At 65.7% G+C, this 25,346-nt stretch carries 20 protein-coding genes and 6 tRNA genes; 10 read left to right on the top strand and 16 right to left on the bottom strand.

Annotated features, from left to right (window positions below; genetic code table 11):
* Positions 1-62: 62 nt before the first annotated feature.
* The 10 genes from clpX to LC407_RS00735 form a co-directional block, all read right to left on the bottom strand.
* Entirely contained in the window at positions 63-1,352 is a 1,290-nt protein-coding gene (gene clpX / locus LC407_RS00780) for an ATP-dependent Clp protease ATP-binding subunit ClpX (protein ID WP_025878143.1), read from the bottom strand.
* Between the two features lie 126 nt (positions 1,353-1,478).
* Positions 1,479-2,105, bottom strand: coding sequence for an ATP-dependent Clp endopeptidase proteolytic subunit ClpP (clpP, locus tag LC407_RS00775; protein WP_025878142.1), 627 nt, complete (start codon positions 2,103-2,105; stop codon positions 1,479-1,481).
* A gap of 76 nt (positions 2,106-2,181) precedes the next feature.
* Positions 2,182-3,477: a trigger factor gene (tig, locus tag LC407_RS00770; RefSeq protein WP_025878140.1), complete on the bottom strand. Its 1,296-nt coding sequence runs from the start codon at positions 3,475-3,477 to the stop codon at positions 2,182-2,184.
* Between the two features lie 191 nt (positions 3,478-3,668).
* Positions 3,669-3,753: transfer RNA gene (locus LC407_RS00765), tRNA-Leu, on the bottom strand.
* 123 nt (positions 3,754-3,876) lie between these two features.
* Complete coding sequence (locus tag LC407_RS00760) at positions 3,877-4,203, bottom strand: hypothetical protein (protein WP_223482009.1); 327 nt, start codon at positions 4,201-4,203, stop codon at positions 3,877-3,879.
* 472 nt (positions 4,204-4,675) lie between these two features.
* A tRNA-Lys gene (locus LC407_RS00755) sits at positions 4,676-4,751 on the bottom strand.
* Positions 4,752-4,902: 151 nt separating this feature from the next.
* A tRNA-Lys gene (locus tag LC407_RS00750) sits at positions 4,903-4,978 on the bottom strand.
* A 79-nt stretch (positions 4,979-5,057) separates the two neighbouring features.
* A tRNA-His gene (locus LC407_RS00745) sits at positions 5,058-5,134 on the bottom strand.
* A gap of 173 nt (positions 5,135-5,307) precedes the next feature.
* A tRNA-Arg gene (locus LC407_RS00740) sits at positions 5,308-5,384 on the bottom strand.
* A gap of 39 nt (positions 5,385-5,423) precedes the next feature.
* Positions 5,424-5,500 (bottom strand) — tRNA-Pro (locus LC407_RS00735).
* Between the two features lie 181 nt (positions 5,501-5,681).
* Between LC407_RS00735 and LC407_RS00730 the strand changes: the two genes are divergently transcribed.
* Both LC407_RS00730 and LC407_RS00725 read left to right on the top strand, forming a co-directional pair.
* Complete coding sequence (locus LC407_RS00730) at positions 5,682-6,440, top strand: Bax inhibitor-1/YccA family protein (protein ID WP_025878135.1); 759 nt, start codon at positions 5,682-5,684, stop codon at positions 6,438-6,440.
* 97 nt (positions 6,441-6,537) lie between these two features.
* On the top strand, positions 6,538-7,170 hold the full coding sequence (locus LC407_RS00725) for a flavin reductase family protein (RefSeq protein WP_223482008.1): 633 nt from the start codon (positions 6,538-6,540) through the stop codon (positions 7,168-7,170).
* A gap of 4 nt (positions 7,171-7,174) precedes the next feature.
* On the opposite strand, the gene LC407_RS00720 is transcribed toward LC407_RS00725, so the two are convergent.
* From LC407_RS00720 to grxC, 6 genes are all read right to left on the bottom strand, one after another.
* The gene (locus tag LC407_RS00720) at positions 7,175-7,936 is read right to left on the bottom strand and encodes a sulfite exporter TauE/SafE family protein (RefSeq protein WP_105163514.1); all 762 of its coding nucleotides are present in this window, start codon (positions 7,934-7,936) and stop codon (positions 7,175-7,177) included.
* A 27-nt stretch (positions 7,937-7,963) separates the two neighbouring features.
* Entirely contained in the window at positions 7,964-8,872 is a 909-nt protein-coding gene (locus LC407_RS00715) for a LysR family transcriptional regulator (RefSeq protein WP_025878130.1), read from the bottom strand.
* 53 nt (positions 8,873-8,925) lie between these two features.
* Positions 8,926-9,669, bottom strand: coding sequence for a cysteine hydrolase (locus LC407_RS00710; protein ID WP_223482007.1), 744 nt, complete (start codon positions 9,667-9,669; stop codon positions 8,926-8,928).
* 216 nt (positions 9,670-9,885) lie between these two features.
* On the bottom strand, positions 9,886-10,890 hold the full coding sequence (locus LC407_RS00705) for an isocitrate dehydrogenase (protein ID WP_033830456.1): 1,005 nt from the start codon (positions 10,888-10,890) through the stop codon (positions 9,886-9,888).
* 350 nt (positions 10,891-11,240) lie between these two features.
* On the bottom strand, positions 11,241-11,633 hold the full coding sequence (locus tag LC407_RS00700) for a carboxymuconolactone decarboxylase family protein (RefSeq protein ID WP_005408260.1): 393 nt from the start codon (positions 11,631-11,633) through the stop codon (positions 11,241-11,243).
* Positions 11,630-11,920: a glutaredoxin 3 gene (gene grxC / locus LC407_RS00695; protein WP_025878124.1), complete on the bottom strand. Its 291-nt coding sequence runs from the start codon at positions 11,918-11,920 to the stop codon at positions 11,630-11,632. The genes LC407_RS00700 and grxC overlap by 4 nt, the downstream gene beginning before the upstream one ends.
* Before the next feature lie 92 nt (positions 11,921-12,012).
* Between grxC and LC407_RS00690 the strand changes: the two genes are divergently transcribed.
* The 8 genes from LC407_RS00690 to LC407_RS00655 all read left to right on the top strand — a co-directional run bounded on the left by LC407_RS00690 (position 12,013) and on the right by LC407_RS00655 (position 25,340).
* Positions 12,013-13,713, top strand: coding sequence for a M48 family metalloprotease (locus LC407_RS00690; protein WP_223482006.1), 1,701 nt, complete (start codon positions 12,013-12,015; stop codon positions 13,711-13,713).
* A gap of 116 nt (positions 13,714-13,829) precedes the next feature.
* Positions 13,830-14,519: a phosphate regulon transcriptional regulator PhoB gene (gene phoB / locus LC407_RS00685; RefSeq protein WP_025878121.1), complete on the top strand. Its 690-nt coding sequence runs from the start codon at positions 13,830-13,832 to the stop codon at positions 14,517-14,519.
* 105 nt (positions 14,520-14,624) lie between these two features.
* Positions 14,625-15,956 carry a phosphate regulon sensor histidine kinase PhoR gene (phoR, locus tag LC407_RS00680; protein WP_025878120.1) on the top strand — a complete coding sequence of 444 codons (1,332 nt, stop codon included), beginning with the start codon at positions 14,625-14,627 and terminating at the stop codon, positions 15,954-15,956.
* A gap of 4 nt (positions 15,957-15,960) precedes the next feature.
* Complete coding sequence (gene ppk1 / locus LC407_RS00675; RefSeq protein ID WP_025878118.1) at positions 15,961-18,048, top strand: polyphosphate kinase 1; 2,088 nt, start codon at positions 15,961-15,963, stop codon at positions 18,046-18,048.
* Positions 18,049-18,735: 687 nt separating this feature from the next.
* Positions 18,736-20,262 carry an exopolyphosphatase gene (ppx, locus tag LC407_RS00670; protein WP_025878116.1) on the top strand — a complete coding sequence of 509 codons (1,527 nt, stop codon included), beginning with the start codon at positions 18,736-18,738 and terminating at the stop codon, positions 20,260-20,262.
* Between the two features lie 318 nt (positions 20,263-20,580).
* Positions 20,581-23,508 carry a TonB-dependent receptor gene (locus tag LC407_RS00665; protein WP_032977399.1) on the top strand — a complete coding sequence of 976 codons (2,928 nt, stop codon included), beginning with the start codon at positions 20,581-20,583 and terminating at the stop codon, positions 23,506-23,508.
* 166 nt (positions 23,509-23,674) lie between these two features.
* The gene (locus tag LC407_RS00660) at positions 23,675-24,820 is read left to right on the top strand and encodes a glycosyltransferase family 1 protein (protein ID WP_033830452.1); all 1,146 of its coding nucleotides are present in this window, start codon (positions 23,675-23,677) and stop codon (positions 24,818-24,820) included.
* A complete protein-coding gene (locus LC407_RS00655; RefSeq protein WP_025878111.1) occupies positions 24,801-25,340 on the top strand; it encodes a phosphatase PAP2 family protein in 540 nt (179 codons plus the stop codon). The genes LC407_RS00660 and LC407_RS00655 overlap by 20 nt, the downstream gene beginning before the upstream one ends.
* The last annotated feature ends 6 nt before the right edge of the window (positions 25,341-25,346 follow it).

Raw genomic sequence — 25,346 nt, 5'->3', positions numbered from 1 at the left:
CCATCGGCTTTCAGATGCAAGACGTTCCGAGAAAATTCTTTCTATTCAACAAGTTGAAAGAATCATTCGGCGCCGGCGGCCTTCTGTTCAGGGACCGGCGGGGTCTGGTAGATCAGGTAGGGCTCGGACTTGTGCTCGATCACCGATTCATCCACGACAACCTTGCTGACGTTTTCCTGCGACGGCAGGTCGTACATGGTGTCCAGCAGGACCGATTCGACGATGGTGCGCAGGCCACGGGCACCGGTCTTGCGCTTGAGCGCCTTCTTGGCGATGGCCGACAAGGCGTCCGGACGGAACTCCAGCTCGACGTTCTCCATCTCGAACAGCTTCTTGAACTGCTTGGTGATGGCGTTCTTCGGCTCGGTCAGGATGCGGATCAGGGCCGGCTCGTCCAGCTCTTCCAGGGTCGCGACCACCGGCAGGCGGCCCACGAACTCGGGAATCAGGCCGAACTTGATCAGGTCTTCGGGCTCGACTTCAGCCAGAACCTTGCCCACTTCCTGCTTGCGCTCGCTGCTCTTCACCTTGGCGCCGAAACCGATGCCACCGGCGTCGTTGGAGCGCTGCTGGATCACCTTGTCCAGGCCGGCAAACGCACCGCCGCAGATGAACAGGATGTTCTTGGTGTCCACCTGCAGGAATTCCTGCTGCGGATGCTTGCGCCCACCCTGCGGCGGAACGCTGGCCACGGTGCCTTCGATCAGCTTCAACAGGGCCTGCTGCACGCCTTCGCCGGACACATCGCGGGTGATCGACGGGTTCTCGCTCTTGCGCGAGATCTTGTCGATTTCATCGATGTAGACGATGCCCTGTTGTGCCTTCTCGACGTCGTAGTCGCACTTCTGCAGCAGCTTCTGGATGATGTTCTCCACGTCCTCGCCCACGTAACCGGCTTCGGTCAGCGTGGTGGCGTCGGCCATGGTGAACGGCACGTTGAGCAGGCGGGCCAGGGTCTCGGCCAGCAGGGTCTTGCCCGAACCGGTCGGACCGACCAGCAGGATGTTCGACTTCGCCAGCTCGACTTCGTCGTTCTTCTGGCGGCTCTCGATGCGCTTGTAATGGTTGTACACGGCCACGGCCAGGGTCCGCTTGGCGCGGTTCTGTCCGATCACGTACTGGTCGAGCACCTCGAGGATCTCGCGCGGCTTGGGCAGCGAACTGCGCGCCGACTGCGCCTTTTCCTCAAGCTCCTCTCGGATGATGTCGTTGCACAGCTCCACGCACTCATCGCAGATGAACACGCTCGGACCGGCAATCAGCTTGCGCACTTCATGCTGGCTCTTGCCGCAGAAAGAGCAGTAGAGGATCTTGCCGGTGTCCGTGGAACGACCTTGGCGGTCTTCGCTCATGCTTCGCTTACCCAGTTACCCCACCCGCTGAACGGGGGTTCGATTCGAGAATAACACAGGGCCGGAGGGACATCAGTCCACCCGACCCTGCAGGAACGGGGCCTGCCATGGCCCCGTGAGTGCCGGTCAGCCGGCCTGGATCGACTCTTCCGGACGACGCTCCAGGACCTGGTCGACCAGGCCGTAGGCGACCGCATCGACCGCGCTCTTGAAGTTGTCGCGCTCGGTATCGCGCGCGATGGTCTCCAGCGACTGGCCGGTATGCTTGGCCAGCACTTCGTTCAGGCGCGCACGCAGGGTCAGGATCTCGCGTGCGTGGATGTCGATGTCGGTGGCCTGGCCCTGGAAGCCACCCAGCGGCTGGTGGATCATCACCCGCGAGTTCGGCAGCGCATAGCGCTTGCCCGCCGCACCGGACGCCAGCAGCAGCGCGCCCATCGAGGCGGCCTGGCCAACGCAGATGGTGCTCACGTCCGGCTTGATGTACTGCATGGTGTCGTAGATCGCCATGCCGGCGGTGACCACGCCACCCGGCGAGTTGATGTAGATGCTGATGTCCTTTTCCGGGTTTTCCGCTTCCAGGAACAGCAGCTGCGCCACCACCACGTTGGCCATGTGATCGTCGATCGGGCCAACCAGGAAGATCAGGCGCTCCTTCAACAGGCGCGAATAGATGTCGTAGGCACGCTCGCCGCGGCTGGTCTGCTCGACCACCATGGGAACCATGTTCAGGGCTTTGGTTCGGTTGTCCATTTCGTGAGGTACCTATCTTGGGGGGAAACACCCCCGCGCCAGGGCTGGCGCGGGGTATCCGGCAATCCGCCAGGGATTACTGGCGGATCGCGTCCTGGAACGACAGCTTTTCTTCAGTGTGCTGGGCGCGCTCGGCGATCCAGTCGATCACCTGCTCTTCCATCACGCGGTTCTGCAGGCCAGACATCAGCTGGGGGTCGTTGCGGTACATCTCAATGACCTGTTCCGGCTCTTCGTAGGTCGAGGCGATCAGACGCATCGTTTCATTCAGACGCTTCGGCTCCAGGCGCAGGTCGTTGCTGCGGGCCACTTCGCCGACCACCAGGCCGACCAGCACGCGCTTGGCAGCAGCGTCCTTGAAGCCTTCGTGGGCGTCGGCCGGGATCTCGCCCGGGTTGCGGCCACTGCGGCGGATCTGCTCGACCTGCTGGGCCAGCATGGCACGGGCTTCGTTCTCGACCAGGCGCGGCGGCATTTCCACCGACGAATAGGCCGCGATCAGCTGCTCGCCGACTTCACGACGCAGGCGGTTCATCAGTGCGCCCTTCAGCTCACGCTCGAGGTTGGCGCGGATGTCGCTGCGGAACTGCTCGACGTCGCCACCCTTGACGCCGAAGCTCTTGATGAAGGCTTCATCGACGGCCGGCACGACCGGCTCGGACACGTCGCTGACCTTCACGGTGACCTGCACGGTCTTGCCCGCCAGCGCCGGCACGCGCCAGTCAGCCGGGAACTCGACGTCCAGGGTCTTCTCTTCGTCCTTGGCCATGCCGACCAGGCCCTGCTCGATGGTCTCGAACATCATGCCCTGGCCGAGCACGATGCTGCCCTTCTCGGTGCCTTCGGCCGGCAGGCGCTCGTCACCGGCCTGCGACCAGGTTTCCAGTGCGACCAGATCGCCGTCCTGCGCGGCACGGGTGACCGGCGACCAGCTGCGACGCTGCGTCTGCAGGTTTTCGATCATCTGGTCGATGTCGGCATCGGTGATTTCGGCGGTGTGGCGCACCACGGTCAGCTTGCTGACGTCGATGTCACCGAAGTCCGGCACCACTTCGACGGTGGCCACGAAGGAGAACTCACCCTCGTCACCCTTGTCGATGCGCGGGCTGCCGACGATGCGCAGGTCGTGCTCACGCACGGCGGCGTCGAAGGTTTCGCGCAGAAGGCCGTCCAGCGCCTCGCCACGGACCTGCGCGCCGAAGCGCTGCTCGATCACCTTGGCCGGCACTTTGCCCGGACGGAAACCCTTGATGCGGGTGGTGCGGGCGATTTCGCCCAGGCGGCCGTTGATGTGGCTCTGCAGACGGTCTTCCGGCAGCGAGAAGCTCAGGCGGCGTTCCAGGTTGCCGATGGTTTCAATCGAAGCTTGCATGTTGACTCCTGCCACCGGTGGCGCCCTGGCCCCCGGCTCGATGATGGATGAAACGGTTGTAAGGACACGACGTCGATGACGCGCCTGCTTGCCGCAGCCCTTTAGTTTCGCCCAATTCGGGCGGCGCCGCCAGCACGGCCGGGCGCAGGGGTTGACGCGGAATGCCCGACTGGGCGGGGGACGGGCCGGCCTGGTGCGAAAGGGGGGACTCGAACCCCCACGCCTTGCGGCACTGGAACCTAAATCCAGGGCGTCTACCAATTCCGCCACTTTCGCGTGGCCGGCTCAGGTGTTCATTGTTGCAGGCGGGGGCGGAAAGCGGAAGGCTTCCACAAAACTGAACAGGGAAATTGCCCTTTGGAGTCGGCCTGGGCGCATCCCGCCACAGACCGATCCGGGTCAGCGGGCGGCCGGCGCGGGCTCGGGTGTTTCGCCCGCAGGGACGCCGGCCGCATCGTCACTGGGTGTTTCCAGCGTGGCGCCATCGGCGGAGTGGGTCACTTCAACCGCGCCAGCAGGCAGCGCCTCCCCTGTCGCCCCGGTCGACTGCGTGGCGTCGCGACCCTCCACCGGCTGTGCAGCGACGTGGTCGACATCCGCAGATCGCTCGACCGTCCGCGCGTAGTCCGGTGCAGCGGCGGTGGCCGCCTCATCCGCCCTGCAGCCTGACAGCGCGATCATCACCAGGCCGGTCAGCATCACGCCCATGCTCTTGTTGAACGTCATCGAAGCACTCCTCATGCATGCGCCTTCGGCGCGGAACACCTATTGGGAGCGATGCCGGCAGCAACCGGTGAGAAGCAGCTCACAGCATTGAACATGCTGATGACGCATGTGACGCTGATTTCAGCCACGCTTCAGTAGATCCACGCCATGCGTGGATGAACCCATCAATGCCTGCGATATCCACCCATGACGGGGATCTGCCGACGCTGCCGCAGGCAAGAAAAAAGCCACTTGGCGGACCAAGTGGCTTTCGTCTGGTGGGCTGTCAAGGATTCGAACCTTGGGGACGCGGCTGCGCATTCGCGCTGCCGCCCCACGCGCTGCTGCGCACCGCGCGGGCCCCTCTCACCAACGCCCACATCCCCCCGGCTTCGCCGCGCCCCCTTGACTCAAGGGGGCTATCCTCCAGCCGGCTCCACGCCAGCGGAGACATAAAAAAAAAAGCCACTTGGCGTACCAAGTGGCTTTCGTCTGGTGGGCTGTCAAGGATTCGAACCTTGGACCTATTGATTAAGAGTCAACTGCTCTACCAACTGAGCTAACAGCCCGAAATCGGGGGGCGAATTATGACCCGATCCGCGAGGGCGTTGCAAGCACTTTCTTCAACGTCGTTGAAACAAGCACTGCAACCGGCGATCCATCGCGAAGGGTTACATCTTGAAGAAAAAAGCCACCGAGCGGACCCGATGGCTTCTGTCTTGGTGGGCTGTCAAGGATTCGAACCTTGGACCTATTGATTAAGAGTCAACTGCTCTACCAACTGAGCTAACAGCCCTTGAAACTCAGGCGCACATTATAGCCGGCGACCCGTTTATTGCAATACCGTTTCGGCGATGCCGATGCGGTTGAATCAGTGGGGTGGCTGAGGGGATTCGAACCCCCGACCACCGGAATCACAATCCGGTACTCTAACCAACTGAGCTACAGCCACCACTGAAACTTTCGCTTCACCGCCAATGCTGCCGACGCTGACGCTTGATACGTTGCCCGAGGACTGTCACCGAAGTTCAGGTCCGCCGAAGCGAGTCCGATATTCTGGTGGAGTCTGCATGCTTTTGCAAGCACTTCTTCACATCCGCCAGCTACGTTCCGGTGTCGCACCAATGGCGCGCCCGACAGGAATCGAACCTGTAACCGCCGGCTTAGAAGGCCGGTGCTCTATCCAGTTGAGCTACGGGCGCCCGAACCGGAACGGCGTCCAATCCGACGTGACGTGGGATTGGTCGGGGTAGAGGGATTCGAACCCCCGACATCCTGCTCCCAAAGCAGGCGCGCTACCAGACTGCGCTATACCCCGGTGTTGCAATCCCCTCGGGCATGGACCCGGGGAGCTGGCCATTGTGGCCAAGCGCCCTGCGAACTGTCAACGCGCAATCCCAGCCCTGCCCCGCCATGATCACGGCTTGCGCAGTCATCGGCTATGCTCGCAGCCAGCGGCCGGATGGCCCAATCGCCCCCTTTTCGCACGGAGACTTCGCATGCGCAGCGGCAACCCGGCTCTTTCCGAGTCGACCTTCCTCGATCTGGCCAGTGGCTCGGTGGTGACCAGCCCCGACCAGGCCATGACCCTCAATGGCACCGTCAACAAGACCGGCTTCCTGCTGCTGCTGACCGTGCTGACCGCGGCCTTCGCCTGGAACCAGACCGTGGACGACTACGGCCAGGTGATGGCCGGCGCCAAGCTGTACGCCATGGGCGGGGCGATCGGTGGCCTGGTGCTGGCCCTGATCACCGTGTTCAAGAAGGAATGGTCGCCGGTCACCGCACCACTCTATGCGCTGGTGGAAGGCCTGTTCCTGGGTGCCATCTCGGCCGTGTTCAACATGAAGTTCCCGGGCATCGTGTTCCAGGCCGTGCTGCTGACCTTCGGCACCCTGTTCGCACTGCTGTTCGCCTACCGCAGCGGCCTGATCAAGGCCACCGAGAACTTCAAGCTCGGCGTGGTCGCCGCCACCGGCGGCATCGCCCTGCTGTACCTGGCCTCGTTCGTGCTGGGCTTCTTCAACATCAACGTGCCGGTGATCCATGACGCCAGCTGGCTGGGCATCGCCTTCAGCCTGTTCGTGGTGGTCGTGGCCGCGCTGAACCTGGTGCTGGATTTCGACTTCATCGAAACCGGCGTGGCCCAGCGCGCGCCGAAGTACATGGAATGGTATGGCGCATTCGGCCTGATGGTGACCCTGGTCTGGCTGTATGTGGAGTTCCTGCGCCTGCTGTCGAAGATCCAGCAGCGCTGATCCAGTCCATGCCGTAAACGACAAGGCCGCGGTCCGTCGGGATCGCGGCCTTTTTTTGTAGCGTCGAGCACGCTCGACTCCCGCGGAAACACGCCCAATGGCAGACACCCTCCCTCCCCGCTTCCACAGCTATCGCCCGGCCGATGGCCATCGCCTGCCACACGATCCGTTCAACGCCATCATCGGCCCCCGCCCCATCGGTTGGATCTGCAGTCGTGATGCCGACAGCAATGTGAACCTGGCGCCCTACAGCTTCTTCAACGCGTTCAACTACACGCCGCCGATCATTGGTTTCAGCAGCCAGGGCCGCAAGGACTCGCTGCGCAACATCGAAGCCACCGGCGAGTTCGTCTGGAACCTCGCCACATTCGATCTGGCCCAGGCAATGAACGAAAGCTGCCGCGCAGTCGCGCCCGACGTGGACGAGTTCGTCCTGGCAGGGCTGACACCACTGGCCTCGGAGCAGGTGGCACCGCCGCGCGTTGCGCAGAGCCCGGTGAGCATGGAGTGCCGCTGCACGCAGATCGTGCGTCTGCGTGATGCGGTCGGCAATGACACCAATGGCTGGCTGGTACTGGGAGAAGTGGTCGCCGTGCATATCGATACGCGGTTGCTCGTCGACGGCGTCTACGACACCGCAGCGAGCGACACCATCCTGCGCGGTGGCGGACCGGCCGACTACTTCCGGATCACCGCCGATCAACGCTTCCGCATGCTGCGGCCCACCTGACCCCTCATCCCGCCGCCCCACGGGACAGCAGGATCGGCAGCGACGAGGCCAGCATGGCCATGCCGGAAGCGGTCAGCAGGCCGAGGACAATCTGCCGGAAACGCGCCTCACTGATACCGATATACAGCTTCGCCCCCAGCAGCGTGGGTACCAGCATCGCCGGCGCGACAATGGCGAAGTACGGCAGCATCTGCCGGGTGACCATGCCGGTACCGACATAGGTGGCCATGGTCACCGCCAGCATCGCCAGGTTGAAGTTCTGGATGACCGCGCGCTGCTCGTCCTTGCCGAAGCCGCGCAGCGTGCTCCACAGGGTCGGTATCGGCCCGGCGAAGCCACCGATGCCACTGAGCACACCACCGGCCATGCCGGCCAGCGCGTCGCCGAACCGGCCGCCAACGGTGACCGGTGGCAACGAACGCGCCATCAGCATCACCGGGCACCACAGCGCCAGGAAACCTCCCAGCAGCGCCTTGAACCAGGCCATGTCCAGCTGCGGCAGCACCAGCACGCCAAGCGGAATGCCCGCCAACCCACCGAGCACGAACGGCAGCAGCAGGCGCAGGTTGAAGCCACGGCGCACGGTGAATACCGCCAGCAACTGGCCGACCAGTGCGCCGAACACCGACAGCGTCGCCGCAAGCCGGGGATCCAGCCCCCACGCCCAGAACGACATCGCGACCATGCCGAACGCGAATCCCGACAGGCCCTGCACGAACCCCGCGACGATCGCGCCCAGCGCGACCAGCAGATACACCGGCTCCATCCCCACTCCTCACCACTGCCGTGCGACTTACCCTGCCGCACCCGACGCTGCAGCGTAATGCGTGGCGAGATGATCGACCAGCGCGCGCACCTTCGGCGCCAGCGCACGCGCATGGGGATACAGCGCGAAATAGCAGCGCGTGCCACCGTGCCAGCTGGGAAGCACGCGGATCAAGCGGCCGGCGCGAAGATCTTCCTGCACCGTAAGCGCGGTGAACAGACTGATGCCCATGCCGGCCAGCACGGCCGCATACAGTGCCGGCGTGGCGTCCACGCGCAGTCGTTGGCCTGCTTCCACGCTGGCGATGACACCGCGCGGTCCGTGCAGCTGCCACGGCGTCATCGCCGCAACAGGGTTGAACCCCAACAAGGTGTGGTTCTGCAGGTCGGCCACCTGTCGAGGCAGCCCCTGCCGGGCGAGGTACGCCGGTGCCGCAACCAGGATGCGCGGGCATCGCGCCAGTTCACGGGCGACCAGTTGACTGTCAGGCAAGGACGGCGCGATGCGCAGGGCGAGGTCGAAGCCCCCGCCGACCACATCGACCAGCTGATCGTCGGCCGACAGTTCGAGCGCAACCTGCGGATAGCGCGCCAGGAAGCCAGGCAGCCAATGCGGTAGCTCCTGGCTGGCGACCACCTGCGGCACGCTGACCCGCACGCGCCCGCTGGGCTGGGCCTGGCCGGCTCGCGCGCGGTCATCGGCGGCCTCCAGCCGGTCAAGCAGCGCCACCGCCTCGCGGTAGTAGTCGCGCCCGGCCTCGGTCAGCGACAGCCGCCGGCTGTTGCGATCCAGCAGCCGCACCTGCAGGTGCTCTTCAAGTTGACGCAGCTGCCGCGACATCGCCGAATGGGTAGTACCCAGCCGCTCGGCGGCGGCAGTGAAACTGCCGGCGTCGACGATCGCGCGCAGGGCTCGCAGGGCGGCGAAATGGTCCATCGGCAGCGCGCTCCAGTCGGCGGGGCCCGCAGGCTGCGGACCCCGCCAGCTTATCAAGTGCCGTTGCCTGCCTTGCGCACCGGCAGGGCCAGAATCGCGGAGGTGGTCATCACATCGCCAAAGGCATCCTCGATCTGCGCCAGCGACGCCTCATGCAATGCGCGATGGCCGATGGTCCCGCCATTGGCCAGATCCAGATCACGGCTGGCAGAGGCATCGGAAGCCACGATCACCCGGTAGCCGCGCGGCGCCGCAGCAGCATCGCGTGCAGCACCGGCAACGCAGGCATGGGTCTGCAGCCCGGTGACGATGAGGGTGTCGATACCGGCATCCTTCAGCACCTTTTCCAGTGCCGCTGCCGAGGCACCGGCGAACACGCTGACGTTGTCCTTCTGCACCACGGTCTCGCCCTTGCGCGGTTGCATGTCACGGTGGAATGCCGCGTTGACACTGCCTTCTGCAAACAGCGGCGCGCCTGCCGGCAGTACGTGCTGCACATGGATCACGCGGATGCCGTTGGCATCAGCGAAGTCGACCACGCGACGCGTCTGCCGCAGGGCCGCCACGCCATCGGGAATGACCATGCGACCACCGGCGAAACCGGACGCGGCGCTGGCGTCGAAGTACTCGTTCTGGAAGTCGATCACCAGCACGGCTGTCTTCGCTGCGTCGAGCGAGGTGGCAGCCGCAGCGCCGGCCATATGGCGAATGGTGGGGTGGACCGGCTCGGCGGCGACAACCGGGACGGTGGCAGCCATGCCGATCAGGCCGGCCAGGCCGAAAGCAGTGAGGTTCATGGTCAAACTCCTGTGCGGTGGAAAGTGGGCACAGGATGAGGAGCATTGAATGCACGAACCAGCCGCCGTTGAGCACACAATCTGTGCGGCTTTCGCACAGATCATTTTCCTTGGAGATGCCGCCATCCACGCATGGCGTGGATCTACTGGCCGGTGAAACGCAGCGGGGCGCCCGAAGGCGCCCCGCTGTGGACCCAATCGGGGTCGAGCCGCCGCTTACAGGCGGCTGGCGATCGCCTTGGCGAAGCCCATCGTGTTGCCGGTGCCGCCGAGGTCGCCGGTCAGCGAATCCTTGGCTTCCATTGTGGCGACGATGGCCTTGCGCAGGCGCTCGGCGTTTTCCGGCTGGCCGACGTGGTCGAGCATCTGTGCCGCCGCCAGCAGCAGGGCGCACGGATTGGCCTTGCCCTGGCCGGCGATGTCCGGCGCGGTGCCGTGCACGGCTTCGAAGATCGCCGCGTCCTTGCCGATGTTGGCGCCCGGGGCCAGGCCCAGGCCACCGACCAGACCGGCGCACAGGTCGGAAATGATGTCACCGAACAGGTTGGTGGTGACGATCACATCGAACTGTTCCGGACGCATCACCAGCTGCATGCAGCAGTTGTCGACGATCATTTCCTGGAACTCGATGTCCGGGTACTGCGCGGCGACTTCGCGCGCCACGGCCAGGAACAGGCCCGAGGTCGACTTGATGATGTTGGCCTTGTGCACGGCGGTGACCTTCTTGCGGCCGACACTGCGGGCCAGCTCGAAGGCGTAACGCACGATGCGCTCGGAGCCCTTGCGGGTGATGCGGGTGCCGGAGAAAGCGGTCTCGCCGTCGGCAGACACTTCCTGGCCTTCGGCCAGGTACGCACCTTCGGTGTTCTCACGAACGGTGATCAGGTCGACGTTGTCGAAACGCGACTTGGTGTTCGGGAAGGTGTGGGCCGGACGCACGTTGGCGTACAGGTCGAAGTGGCGGCGCAGGCTGACGTTGATCGAGGTGAAACCGCCACCGACCGGGGTGGTCAGCGGGCTCTTCAGCGCGACCTTGTTGCGCGCGATCGATTCCAGGGTCACCGCCGGCATCAGATCGCCGTGCTTCTCCAGGGCCACCAGGCCGGCGTCGGCGTCTTCGTACTCCAGGCCAGTGTTGAGCTGGTCGAGCACGAACAGGGTGGCGTCCATGATTTCCGGGCCAATGCCGTCGCCGCGGATGACCGTAATTTTCTGCGTCATTGATCGATGTTCCGAACAGGGGGAAAAACGCCGTCCGGACGTGCCCGGAAACGCCGGCGCAAAGGAAGTTTCACCCGCAATTATGCCTGAGCCGGGGCCGAGGTCCCAAATAGACCATGGTCCCAGTCCCCGGCTCAGGCAGAATTGCCCGCGCATTCCTCCTTATCCCCGCGCCTTCGGCGCGCCCCCTTTAACAACAAGGGGGCTCCTGGGCTGCGGGATCGCGGGGAGGCCCGGCGCATGCGTGGTAGTGCTGGCCGCTGGCCGGCAACCTCTGCCGATTTGGGTCCACCAGATGCCGGCCAGCGGCCGGCACTACCAGAGGGCCCGGTTCGCGGTAGCGGCCAGGCTCAGTGCTCGTGCGCTGCCGGGGCGGCGGCGCCACCTTCCAGCTGGTCGAGGAAGTCCACCGCGCGGCGCAGGTGCGGGATCACGATCGAGCCGCCGACCACCAGGCCTACCGAGAAGGTCTCGAAGAACTCCTCACGGGTGACGCCGGCGTCCTTGCACTGGGCCACGTGGTAGCTGATGCAGTCGTCGCAGCGCAGCACCATCGAGGCCACCAGGCCCAGCAGCTCCTTGGTCTTCACGTCCAGCGCGCCGGCCTGGTAGGTCTGCGTATCCAGCGCGAAGAAGCGGCGCACCACCTGGTTCGGCTCGCCCAGGATGCGTTCATTCATGCGCTTGCGGAAGTCGGTGAACTCGGCGATCCGGTCCTTGCTGCCGTCGTCGGCCGCGCTCATGCCTGGCCCTGCCCGGCCAGCAGCGGCTCGAGCTTGCCTTCACGATGCAGGGCCATCATGTCGTCGTAGCCGCCCACGTGGACGTCGCCCACGAAGATCTGCGGGACGCTGGTGCGTCGGGTCTTGGCCATCATCTTCTCGCGCTCGACCGGGTCCAGGTCGATGCGGACCTCGGTCCATTGCTGGCCCTTGCTCTTGAGGAAGTTCTTGGCGGCCACGCAGTACGGGCAGACGGCGGTGGAATAGATGGTGATGGCGGGGGTAGCGCCGGCGGACTGGGCTGTCACGGGAAACTCCACGATGGATCGACGGTCCATATATGGTACCGGTGCGCTGGAATTTCCACGCCACGCCCGCAACACTGTGGATTGATTAACGAATGGTTGCCCCCTGCCCTGCCACGCTGGGCCGACCCTGCCCGAGGACCGACCGCTTGCGACCCCTGCTGCTCACCGCTGCCCTGACCCTGGCCCTGGCCGCCCCGCTGGCGCAGGCCCAGGAGAAGCTGCCGGACATCGGCTCCTCGGCGGGCGAACTGCTGACCCCGGCCCGGCAGGCCGAGTACGGCGCGATGATGCTGCGCGAACTGCGCAACTATGGCTACCTGCTGGACGATCCCCTGGTCAACGACTGGCTGCAGACCATGGGCACCCGCCTCGGATCCAACAGTGACCAGCCACGCCAGCCCTACACGTTCTTCGTGATGAAGGACCGCCAGATCAATGCCTTCGCCACCCTCGGCGGCTATATCGGCGTCAATGCCGGCCTGGTGCTGACGGCCGAGCGCGAGGACGAGGTGGCGGCGGTGCTGTCGCACGAAATCGCTCACGTCACCCAGCAGCACGTGCTGCGCGGGGTCGAGCGCGCCCAGCGCGACCAGATCCCGATCCTGCTGGGGATGCTGGCGGCGGTGGTTGCCGCCCAGGCCAGCAACAGTTCGTCCTCGGGCAATGCGACCATGGCTGCGATCAGCTCGGGCATGGGCCTGATGCAGCAACGGCAGATCGACTACACCCGCTCCAACGAATCGGAGGCCGACCGGCTGGGCATCCGCACGCTGTCGCGCAGCGGCTACGACGTGGATGCGATGGCCGGCTTCTTCGAACGCATGTCCTCGGCGATGCGCGGCAACGATGGCGGCTACAGCGTTCCCGACTTCCTGCGCACCCACCCGGTCAACACCACCCGCATCAGCGAGGCCAAGGCCCGCGCCGAACAGATGAAGAAGGACACGGTGCTGCTGACCACGCGCACGCCCAGCGGCGAGCGCAAGGAGCGAGTGGATCCCGCCGACCCGACCCTGGGCGATCCGCTGCTGCGCGCCATCAACCCGCTGCTGCCCGGTAGCGTGCTGCGGGTTCCGATCGGCCAGCTCAGCCGCGGCGCCAGTGGCGATTTCAACTGGGCCCGTGAGCGCCTGCGCGTGCTCAGCGCCGACAGCCCGGCCGACCTGCAACGCGAGTACGCCGATCTTGCGCGCAGGCAGAAGGACGGCCTGGATGACGCCCAGCGCTATGGCCAGGCGCTGGCCACGATGCGCGGTGGCCGCAGCGGTGCCAGCCAGGCCCGGCAGACCCTCACCGACCTGCTGAAGATCCACCCGGACAGCCTGTGGGTCGCCCTGGCCCTGGCCGAAGCGGAGTCGCGCACCGGCCAATCCACCCAGGCCAATGCGCGCTTCGAGCAGCTGCTGCACGAACACCCCAACAGCCGGCCGGTGGCCCTGACCTACGCCGAGATCCTGAACGAGCAGGGAGGCCAGGCCGCGGGCCAGCGCGCGCAGGCGATGCTGCGCCCCCTGCTGTCGCAAAGCGGTAACGATCCGGTCTTCCAGCAGCGCTACGCCCGCGCCAGTGAACTTGCCGGCGACAGTGTCCGCGCCAGCGAGGCCTATGCCGAGGCGGCGTTCCTGGGCGGGCGCCCGGAACAGGCCCTGATGCAGCTGCAGGCACTCAAGCGCAACCCCGCGCTGGACTATGTCGGTCGGGCCCGGGTGGATGCGCGGATCGAGTCGATCACGCCCACCGTGCTCGAGCTGCGCCGGCAGGGCGTGCAGGACCCGGATCTGGACCGCCGCTGAGTGCGGCATGACCGGCAGATGGCAGCAAAGCCAGATGCCGGCCAGGCAGTCACAAACATGTCATCAAACCGTAGTCTACTGGCACCACTCCAGTAACTGAGCCCTACGGTGCCCTCGTGCAGAAACGCATCCTGATCGTCGATGACGAGCCCGCGATCCGCGAAATGGTCGCTTTCGCCCTTCGCAAGGGCGATTACGAACCTGTCCACGCCGGTGACGCCCGCGAGGCCCAGACCGCCATCGCCGACCGCGTCCCCGACCTGATCCTGCTGGACTGGATGCTGCCCGGCACCAGCGGCCTGGACCTGGCCCGGCGCTGGCGCAAGGAAACCCTCACCCGCGAAGTGCCGATCATCATGCTGACCGCGCGCGGCGAAGAGAACGACCGCGTCGGCGGCCTCGAAGCCGGTGTCGACGACTACGTGGTCAAGCCGTTCTCGGCGCGCGAACTGCTGGCGCGTATCCGCGCGGTCATGCGCCGCGCCCGCGACGATGACGAGGACGGCAGCGTGGCGGTGGGTGCGATCCGCATCGACGGTGCCGCCCATCGCGTGTTCGCCAACGACCAGCCGGTGCCGATCGGCCCGACCGAGTACCGCCTGCTGCACTTCTTCATGACCCACCCCGAGCGCGTGTATACCCGCGCGCAGTTGCTGGACCACGTGTGGGGCGGCAGCGTGTATGTGGAAGAACGCACCATCGACGTGCATATCCGCCGCCTGCGCAAGACGCTGGAACCGTTCAACGCCGAGAACATGGTGCAGACCGTGCGCGGCGCCGGTTACCGCTTCTCCACCGCAACCTGAGCCTCGTCGTGCCGGCGCCGTGCACCCCACGGTGCCGGCGTCGGCAACTCTGCTATAACTTCCGGTTCACCTGCGTGAACCGCCGCAACCCACGACGAGACCGCAATGCCCCGCCACATCCGCTCTGCCTGGTTGAAGACACTGGCCACCGTGGCCACCGTGTTGCTGTTGGCCGGTCTGGTCGGTTGGTTCACTGGCCACCTGTGGCTGTGCATCGCGCTGGCGGCACTGGCGACGCTGGTCTGGCACTACTGGCGGCTGCGCCGCGTGCTGCGCCGGCTGACCGCGCGCCAGCGCTGGGACACCGCCGCCGAAGGCACCGGCGTCTGGAACGAGCTGGACCGCCTGCTGTACCGCAACCAGGTCGAGATGCGCGTGCGCAAGCGGCGACTGCTGGACATGCTGCGCAGCTATCGCGCTGCAGCGGCCGCGCTGCCCGACGCCGTGGTGGTGCTGGACCGCAACAGCCAGCGCGTGCAGTGGTTCAACGAAGCGGCCACGGCCCTGCTCGGCCTGCATCATCCGGGCGACCTGGGTGAGGCCTTGGTCGAACGCCTGCAGCCGATGCCGCTGGCCCACTGGCTGGCCGGTGGCCGCAATGCCGAACCGATCCTGGACGTGCCCTCGCCGGTCGATCCTGCGATCCGCCTGAACCTGCGCCTGATTCCCTATTCGTCCGACTACTGGCTGTTGATCGCCCGTGACGTCAGCAAGCTGCTGCGCCTGGAACAGGTACGCCGCGACTTCGTGGCCAACGTTTCACATGAGCTGCGCACCCCGCTCACCGTGGTCCACGGCTACCTGGACATGATGGACCCGGAGGACTTCCCGGGAACCGGACCGATGCTGGAGGAAATGCGCAAGCAGAGCCAGCGCATGGCCCAGCTGGTGGAGGACCTGCTGACCCTGTCGCGGCTGGAATCGCAGGAACACAGCGAGGCCGAGACGGTGGCGATGCAGCCCATGCTGGCCACCCTGCGCCGCGAAGCCGAAGCGCACAGCCAGGGCCGGCACCAGATCAGCATCGACGACCTGGCCGGCGTGGACCTGCAGGGCTCGACCAAGGAACTGCACAGCGCGTTCTCCAACCTGGTCACCAACGCGGTCCGCTACACCCCGGCCGGTGGCCGCATCGCGGTGGAGTTCCGCCGCGAGGGCGACGGCGTGGTGCTGGCGGTACGCGATACCGGCTACGGCATTCCGGCCACCCACCTGCCCCGCCTGACCGAACGCTTCTACCGCGTCTCCAGCAGCCGCTCGCGCGAAAGCGGCGGCACCGGCCTGGGCCTGTCGATCGTCAAGCACATCCTCGGTCTGCACCACGCACGCCTGGAAATCGACAGCGAGGTCGGCAAGGGCTCGGTGTTCGCCTGCCATTTCGATGCCGACCACGTGCGACCGCGTGAGTCCGCCCCCCTGACCTCCTTCGAAGAATGACGCCATGAGCAGCCTCGGATCCCTCCCCCTCCCCGTGAGCACGGACAGCGATCCGTTGCGCGACCCGGCGCTGTACATCAACCGCGAACTGTCGCAGCTGGATTTCAACTTCCGCGTGCTGGCGCAGGCGATGGATCCGCAGGTGCCGCTGCTGGAGCGCCTGCGCTTCATGTGCATCTCCTGCACCAACCTGGATGAATTCTTCGAGATCCGCGCCGCTGCGGTCCGTCATGCACAGGAGTTCGGCCTGCCGCCGGCGCCGGACGGCATGAGCCCGCAGGCCATTCTCAATGCCATCCACGAGCGCGCCGCCGAGCTGGTGGACCAGCAGTACCGCTGCTGGAACCAGACGCTGCGCCCGGCGCTGATGGAGGCCGGCATCGGCGTGCTCGGCCGCAACTCCTGGACCCATCGCCAGAAGCGCTGGCTGCGTGCCTATTTCCGCAACGAGATCATGCCGGTGCTGTCGCCGCTGGGCCTGGATCCGGTGCATCCGTTCCCGAAGATCCTCAACAAGTCGCTGAACATCGTGGTGGTGCTGAAGGGCACCGATGCGTTCGGCCGCAGCGGCCACCTGGCCATCGTGCGCGCACCGCGTTCGCTGCCGCGGATCATCCAGCTGCCGGAAAAACTCGGCGGCCCGCAGAATTTCGTGTTCCTGTCCTCGGTGCTGTCCACCTTCGTGGACGAGTTGTTCCCGGGGCTGGAAGTGCTGGGCGCCTATCAGTTCCGTGTCACCCGCAACTCCGAGCTGGTGGTGGATGAAGAGGAAGTGGAAAACCTGGCGCTGGCCCTGCGCGATGAGCTGGTGGACCGCGGCTACCGGCCTGCAGTGCGGCTGGAGATCGCCCACGACATGCCGCGCGACATCGTACGCACCCTGCTGCAGAACTTCGGCCTGACCGAGAACGCGGTGTACCGCATCGACGGACCGGTCAACCTCAACCGCATCATCCAGCTGTACGACCTGATCGCCCAGCCGGACCTGAAGTATCCGCCGATGACCCCGCGCACCCTGCGCGACAGCGACGGCATCTTCGAGACCGTGGCCCGCCAGGACCTGCTGCTGCACCACCCCTTCGACGCGTTCGCGGCGGTGCTGGACCTGATCCGCCAGGCCGCGCTCGATCCGAACGTGCTGGCGATCAAGCAGACCCTGTATCGCACCGGCAAGGACTCATTGATCGTCGATGCACTGATCCAGGCGGCGCGCGCCGGCAAGGACGTGACCGTGGTGGTCGAGCTGCGCGCGCGCTTCGATGAAGAGGCCAACCTGGGCCTGGCCGATCGGCTGCAGGAAGCCGGCGTGCAGGTGGTGTACGGCGTGGTCGGCTACAAGACCCACGCCAAGATGCTGCTGATCGTGCGCCGCGAAGGCCGCAAGCTGCGCCGCTACGTGCACCTGGGCACCGGCAACTACCACAGCGGTACCGCGCGCGCGTACACCGACCTGAGCCTGATCACCGCCGATGCGGACATCGGCAACGACGTGCACCTGCTGTTCCAGCAGCTGTCCGGGCTGGCGTCGAAGATGAAGCTCAAGCGCCTGCTGCAGTCGCCCTTCACGTTGCACACCGGGATCCTGGCGAGGATCGAGCGCGAGACGCGCATCGCCGCCGCCGGGCGACCGGCGCGGATCATCGCCAAGATGAACGCCCTCAACGAAGCGCAGGTGATCCGTGCGCTGTACGCCGCCTCGCAGGCGGGTGTGCAGATCGACCTGATCATCCGTGGCGCCTGCACCCTGCGCCCGGGCGTACCGGGCGTGTCGGACAACATCCGCGTGCGCTCGATCGTCGGCCGTTTCCTGGAACACAGCCGGGTCTACTGGTTCGGCAACGACGGCGCACCGGAGCTGTACTGCGCCAGCGCCGACTGGCTGGAACGCAACCTGCTGCGCCGGGTGGAAACCTGCTTCCCGATCCTCGACCCGGCGCTGGCCAAGCGGGTGTACCGCGAAGTGCTGCAGAACTACCTGGACGACAACCTCAACGCCTGGGAGCTGGATGCCGAAGGCATCTACCACAAGCGCGCACCGGCCCACGACGAAGCCCCGCATTCGGCGCAGATGGCGTTGATGCAGGGCCTCTGACCCGGTAGGTGGCCAGGTAGGTGCCAACCTTGGTTGGCACGTTTGGATTCATCCACGCATGGCGTGGATCTACCGTGTCGACCAAGGTCGACACCCACCAACAGCCGCGTGAACCTGTCGAAGGTCGACATATGCAGGCCCTTTGATCCGGTAGATGCCGACCTTGGTTGGCACGTTTGGATTCATCCACGCATGGCGTGGATCCACCGTGTCGACCAAGGTCGACACCCACCAACAGCCGCGTGAACCTGTCAAAGGTCGACATATGCAGGCCCTTTGATCCGATAGATGCCAACCTCGGTTGGCACGTTTGGATTCATCCACGCATGGCGTGGATCCACCTTGTTGACCAAGGTCGACACCCACCATGCGCAGGCCATGCCATTCCGACAGATCGCGAAAAACTGTCAAAGGCGGGGTGGGTCCGGTTGCGGGGGTGTCCGCGGCATGGATGCCGCGGTCAAGCCCCCATGGACGGGTTTACGGCGTCCCCCGCAACCGGACCCACCCCGCCATCCCACAGGAAGCCAGCTGTTGCTGTTGCTGTTGCTGTTACGTTGAGGTTGCCGGCCAGCGGCCGGCACTACCGCTTCGGCGGGTGCAGGGCGCAGCCCTGCCGCACTCCCCCTCCAAAATGTGAAGGCCGCGCGGTGACGAGTTCACCGCCCCTTCGGCTAACATTCGCCCATGCCGCATACCACCACGACTCCGCCCGCATTGCAGGATGGCGACCTGCTGGCCGCCATCGACCTTGGCTCCAATAGTTTCCACATGGTCATCGCGCGTTACACGCTTGGCCAGCTGCGGGTGATCGACCGCCTGCGCGAAACCGTGCGCATGGCCGACGGCCTGGACGGCAAGGGCGGACTCTCCGCAGCAGCGCGACAGCGCGCGCTGGAGTGCCTGGCCCGCTTCGGCCAGCGCATCCGCAACGTCCCGCCGCATCGCGTGCGTGCACTGGCCACCAACACCGTGCGCCAGCTGCGCTCGCCGCAGGCGTTCCTGATGCCGGCCGAAACCGCGCTCGGGCACGCCATCGAAGTGGTCAGTGGCCGCGAGGAAGCGCGTCTGATCTACCTGGGCGTGGCCCATGCGCAACCGCCCAAGCCCGACCAGCATCGCCTGGTGATCGACATCGGCGGCGGCTCTACCGAGTTCATCATCGGCAAGGGCATGCAGACCCTGGAGCGCGAAAGCCTGCAGGCCGGTTGCATCGCCAGCACCCGTCGCTTTTTCCCGGGCGGCAAACTCAGCAAGAAGCGCTGGAAGGACGCACTGGCCGAGATTGGCCGGGAGTTCCAGCCTTTCGCCAGCAAATACCGCGCGCTCGGCTGGCAGGAGGCACTGGGGTCGTCTGGTACCCACAAGGCCATCAGCGAAATCTGCGCGACGATGAAGCTGAGCAAGGGTGCGATCACCGCCGAGGCGTTGCCGCAGCTCCGCGATGAGCTGTTGAAGGCCAAGAAGATCGACGACATCGTGCTGCCTGGCCTGTCCAGCGATCGCCGCCCGATCATCGCCGGCGGCATCCTGGTGCTGGAGGCCGCCTTCCAGGCGCTGGGCCTGCAGAAGCTGCTGGTCAGCAAGGCCGCGATGCGCGAGGGCATCCTCTATGACATCCTCGGCCGTGCCGGCGACAACGACCCGCGCGATGAATCGGTGGCCGCGCTCACCCATCGCTATGGCATCGACACGGTGCAGGCCGGCCGCGTGCAGGACACCGCACTGTCGTTGCTGGAGCAGGTGCAGGAGCGCTGGAAGCTGGATGCCGATGACGCACGCATGCTTGGCTGGGCCGCGCGCCTGCATGAGCTGGGGCTGATGATCGCCCACAGCGGTTACCACGTGCATGGCAGCTACGTGCTGGAAAACTCGGATATCGCCGGCTTCTCGCGGCAGGAACAGCAGATGCTGGCGACGCTGGTGCGCAATCACCGCCGCGGCATCAGCAAGACCGCCTTCGATGCCATTCCCGAACGCCTGCTGCTGACCGCACGGCGCCTGGCTGCCCTGCTGCGCCTGGCGGTCCTGCTCAACCGCGCGCATGAGGACGCACCGCTGCCGGTGCTGGAACTGACTGCCGACGACAGCCGCCTGTCGCTGATCGTGCCGCAGGACTTCATCGATGCGCGCCCGCTGCTGCGCGCCGATCTGATCGGCGAGACCGAGGGCATCGCTGGACTCGGCATCCAGTTCCGTCCGTTCGTGGTCTGAGCAGGGCGACGGGACGCCGTCCGATCGCCGGCCGGCGCCCGATTACATTTCGTTACAGTTCGCGCAATCGACCGCCAATTTCTGCTGCAACGCAGCAGCTGGCGGTGGTCGTGCCTGCCGCGTCTTCACGTAAACCCCTGCTTTTGTTCACATTTCGTGAAACCACGCGATGTGTAGCGACACAAACCGACACACGCTCTTTACAGGGCATTAACCAACGAGACTACTATCGGGTCATCGGCTCGGTCATGGACCGGCCGATTCCTTCGACGCCCGTTTTGGCGTCCTTTGCACGACCCGAGAGAGAGAGAGCTCGTCATGACTTCACGCACCACCGCACTGGGGCAGGCCATCCGCTACGCCCTGGCAACCACCGCGACGCTGGCTGCGCTGCCGGCGTTCGCCCAGAGCAGCAGCACCGCTTCGCCGACCAACCTGGACCGCATCGAGATCACCGGTTCGCGTATCCGCCAGGTGGACGTTGAAACGTCGCAGCCGGTACTGGCGCTGACCCGCGCCGACATCGAACGCCAGGGCTTCAGCTCGGTGTCGGATATCCTGCAGAACGTGACCGCGATGGGCAGCCCGACCATCAGCCGTGCCAACGTGCTGTCGGCCGGTGAGGATGCCGGTGGTACCTACGTGAACATGCGCAACCTGGGCACCCAGCGCACGCTGGTGCTGGTCAACGGCAAGCGCCTGGGCATCAGCACCTCCGGCTACCAGGACGTGTCGACCCTGCCTGTGTCTGCGGTCGAACGCATTGAAGTACTGAAGGACGGCGCCTCGGCCATCTACGGTTCCGACGCGATGGCCGGCGTGATCAACATCATCACCCGCACCAACGTCAACGGCGTCACCGCCAACGTCTACCACGGCCAGTACAGCGAGGGCGACGGCGCCCGTGATCGCGTCGACGTGGTTGCCGGCTGGTCCAACGACCGCTTCTCGGCCACCTTCGCTGCCGAACACTCGGAAGAAAAGGCCGTGTGGGCGCGCGACCGCGGCTTCAGCCGTTACGGCAACACTGACCGCCACCCGACCGATGGCTGGACCACCAACAGCCAGTGGGGCCAGTTCTACGGCGTGAAGGGCGGCCCGGGCTGCACCAAGGCAGCCGGTTGCGACTACGCGCTCAACCGCGGCACCGACCCGACCAACCCGGCGAACTACCACTTCACCGATCCGACCGCGTTCACCGGTGATGTCAGCAACACCAATGAACAGATGCACCTGAGCTACCCGATCAAGCGTGATTCGCTGTACTTCTCGGGCACGGCCAACATCACCGACAACGTCCGTTTCAAGGCCGAGCTGGGCTACAACAAGCGCTCCTCGACCCGCGTCACCGCCGGCTATCCGTTCGACACCGCCACCGCCAAGATCAAGGGCATGTCGGTGGACAGCTACTTCAACCCGTTCGGCAACCAGCACGGTTACGCCAAGCCCACCGAGGTGAGCTGGAACCGCCGCCTGTGGGAGGTGCCGCGCACCAGCACCAGCGAGCTGAAGACCTACCGCGCCGTGGCTGCGTTCGAGGGCTCGTTCGACATCGGTGAGCGCTACTTCGACTGGGAAGTGGGCTACCAGTACAACAAGAACGAACTGCGCCAGAGCACTTTCGGCAACCTGCACAAGGGCCGCGTCGAACAGGCTACCGGCAAGTCCTACCTGAACCCGGCAACGGGCAAGGTCGAGTGTGGTGCGCCGGGTGCGCCGATCGCCAACTGCATGCCGTGGAATCCGTTGATTCCCTATGGCGTGGAAAGCCCGTACGGCATGACCAACAACCAGGCCCTGCAGGACTGGCTGTTCCCGCCGGAGAACGCAACCGGCCGCACCACCTCCAAGAACGCCTTCGCCACCATCAGCGGCAGCCTGTTCACCCTGCCGGCCGGCGACCTGGGCTTCGCCTTCGGCGTCGAAAACCGCGAGGAAACCGGCAAGTTCGTACCGGACCCGCTGGCGCAGACCGGTGCCACCACCAACCTGGCCGCCGGCCCGACCGGTGGGTCGTACAAGGTGAAGGAAGCCTACCTGGAGTTGAACGTGCCGGTGCTGGCCGACCTGCCGGGTGCGCGTGAGCTGAGCTTGAACGCGGCGACCCGCTTCTCGGACTACAACACCTTCGGCAATACGCTCAACAGCAAGTTCGGCTTCAAGTGGAAGCCGATCGACCAGCTGCTGGTGCGTGGCACCTGGGCACAGGGCTTCCGCGCTCCGACCATTTCCGACCTGTACGGCGGTGGCTCGGAAACCTTCGCCAACTTCTCCGACCCGTGTGACAGCAAGTACGGCTCGGCCCGCAGCAGCGCCGAAGTGCGTGCCCGCTGTGCACGTGACATCGCCGATGTGGCCAACTTCCGCCAGCTGGACAACCGCAACCAGCCGACCGAAGGCTCCGTCGCCGCTACGCCGACGCCGTTCACCTCCGGCTCGAACCCGGACCTGAAGCCGGAAACCTCGACCAGCCGCACGTTGGGCGTGGTCTGGAGCCCGACCTTCATCAGCAACTTCAACGTTTCGCTGGACTGGTGGAAGATCCGCATCGACGACACCATCGTCGACGACAGCCCGAACCAGATCCTGATCGACTGCTATGAGCAGGGCCTGGCCGACCGTTGCGCGCGCTTCACCCGCAACGCGACCACCGGTATCGTCACCGGCCTGAAGTTCGGCAACCGCAATGCCGGCTTCATGGAAACGGAAGGCTACGACATGGACCTGACGTACCGCCTGGATACCGACTACGGCAAGCTGAGCACCTCGTGGTCGACCACCTACGTGGCCAAGGACGTCTTCCGCTCGTCCAACGACAGCACGATCGTGCCGACCGTCAACAACGGCATCGCCACCAACACCGGCATCGGCTTCCGCGTGCGTTCGAACCTGACCGTGGGCTGGGATCTGGAGAACTTCGGCGTCAGCTGGACCGCACGCTACTATTCCAGCGTCAAGGAACAGTGCGTCAACCCGGGCAAGTACGCCGACGAGTGCTCGGACCTGAACGTTGCAGCTCCCTGGTACAAGGGCACGCGCAACTACAACGAGCGTGGTTCGGTCACCTTCCACGACGTCCAGTTCCGCTACAACCTGCCGTGGGATGCCACCGTGTCGGTCGGCGCCAACAACGTGTTCGACAAGCAGGGCCCGGTCATGTACACCAAGCCGCGCTCGGTCTTCTCGTACTACGGCGGCTATGACATCGGTCGTTTCATCTACATGAAGTACACCCAGCGCTTCTGATCCTCGCGCTGTCGCAACACCACGACCACGGCCCTTCGGGGCCGTGGTTTTTTTGTGCCGCTGAACTGCGCAGGCACCGCCTTGCCCGGTCGTCATCGCGTTGTCGCAAAGCGGTCATGTCGGCTACATCCCCAGGCCCGAGCATGCGTAAAACCGGAGGCCCGCCATGCGCTATGCCATCGTCACCGAAACCTACCCGCCGGAGATCAACGGCGTCGCACTGACCGTGCAGGGCCTGGAGCAGGGATTGCGCGCCGCCGGCCACGAGGTCGACCTGATCCGTCCGCGACAGGTCAGCGAAGCACTGGATGCGGCGCCGGGCACCCTGCTGGTACCGGGCGCGGCCTTGCCGCGCTACCCCGGCCTGCGCTTCGGCCTGCCGGCACCGATCCGGCTGGGCCGGCACTGGCGACAGCAGCGCCCCGATGCGGTCTACGTGGCGACCGAAGGTCCGCTGGGCTGGTCGGCACTGCGCACCGCGCGCCGCCTCGGCATTCCGGTGGCTACCGGATTCCACACCCGCTTCGACGAATACCTGCCCGACTATGGCGTGGCGTGGCTGCAGTCGGCGGCAATGCGCTGGATGCGCCGTTTCCACAACCAGGCCGACGCGACCCTGGTGCCCACCCGCGAACTGCAGGAATTCCTGAGCGACCAGGGCTTCGAGCGCGTGCGCCTGCTCGCCCGTGCGGTCGACAGCCAGCAGTTCGACCCGTCACGCCGCGACCCGGCATTGCGCGAGGAATGGGGTATCGATGGCACGGGCCTGGCGGCGATCTACGTTGGCCGCATCGCCGCCGAAAAGAACCTCGGCTTGGCGGTGAAGGCCTTCCGCAAGCTGCAGCAGGTGCGCCCGAAAGCGCGTTTCATCTGGGTCGGCGATGGCCCGGCGCGCGAGAAACTGGCGCATGAGAATCCCGATTTCATCTTCTGCGGCATCCAGCGCGGCGATGCCCTGGCCCGACACTTCGCCAGTGGCGATCTGTTCCTGTTCCCCAGCCGCAGCGAGACCTTCGGCAACGTGACCCTGGAAAGCATGGCAAGCGGCCTGGCCACGGTCGCTTTCGACTACGGCGCGGCCCGCGAGTACCTGCGCAACGGCGAGAACGGTGCCGCAGTGGATGACGACGAGCAGTTCGTGCAGGCAGCGGTGCAACTGGCTGCCGATGATGTCCAGCGCCGCGGGTTGGGTGGCAACGCGGCACGGGCGATGAAGCGGCTGCACCCGCAGCAGGTGGTGGCGGAGTTCGAAAGCCTGCTGGCGGAACTGGCCAGCGCGCGGAGGAGCGGACATGCGCACCACGCCGCTTGAGCTGCTGGCCGGTCGCGAAGCCCGGTTGTGCCGCCGCGCCAACCACTACTGCCGACGTCGCCGCGTGCGGCGCGTCTTTTCGATCATCAGCCGGCTCGGCGATGGCGTGTTCTGGTATGTGCTGATGGGCGCGCTGGTGCTCATCGATGGCTTCGACGGCCTGCGCGCATCAGTGCACATGGCCGCCACCGGCCTGGCCGCGCTGCTGCTGTACAAGGGCCTGAAACGCTGGACCCGGCGGCCACGGCCGTACGCGGCCGACCTGCGTATCCGTGCCTGGGTGGCGCCGCTGGATGAGTTCAGTTTCCCGTCCGGCCATACCCTGCACGCGGTGTCGTTCACCATCGTCGCGCTGGCCTACTACCCTTGGCTGGCGCCGCTGCTGGTGCCGTTCACCTTCGGCGTGGGCCTGTCGCGCGTAGTGCTGGGCCTGCACTACCCAAGCGACGTTCTGGCTGCCACCGGCATTGCTGCACTGCTGGCCTCGGCCAGCCTGGCCTGGCTGCCGTTGCCGGTGTGATGCCCT

This window comes from Stenotrophomonas sp. OVS01A (assembly GCF_019969775.1).
Taxonomy (GTDB): domain Bacteria; phylum Pseudomonadota; class Gammaproteobacteria; order Xanthomonadales; family Xanthomonadaceae; genus Stenotrophomonas; species Stenotrophomonas indicatrix.
Note: the sequence above shows the minus strand (reverse complement) of the source record. Positions and strands in the feature narration are given on the sequence as shown.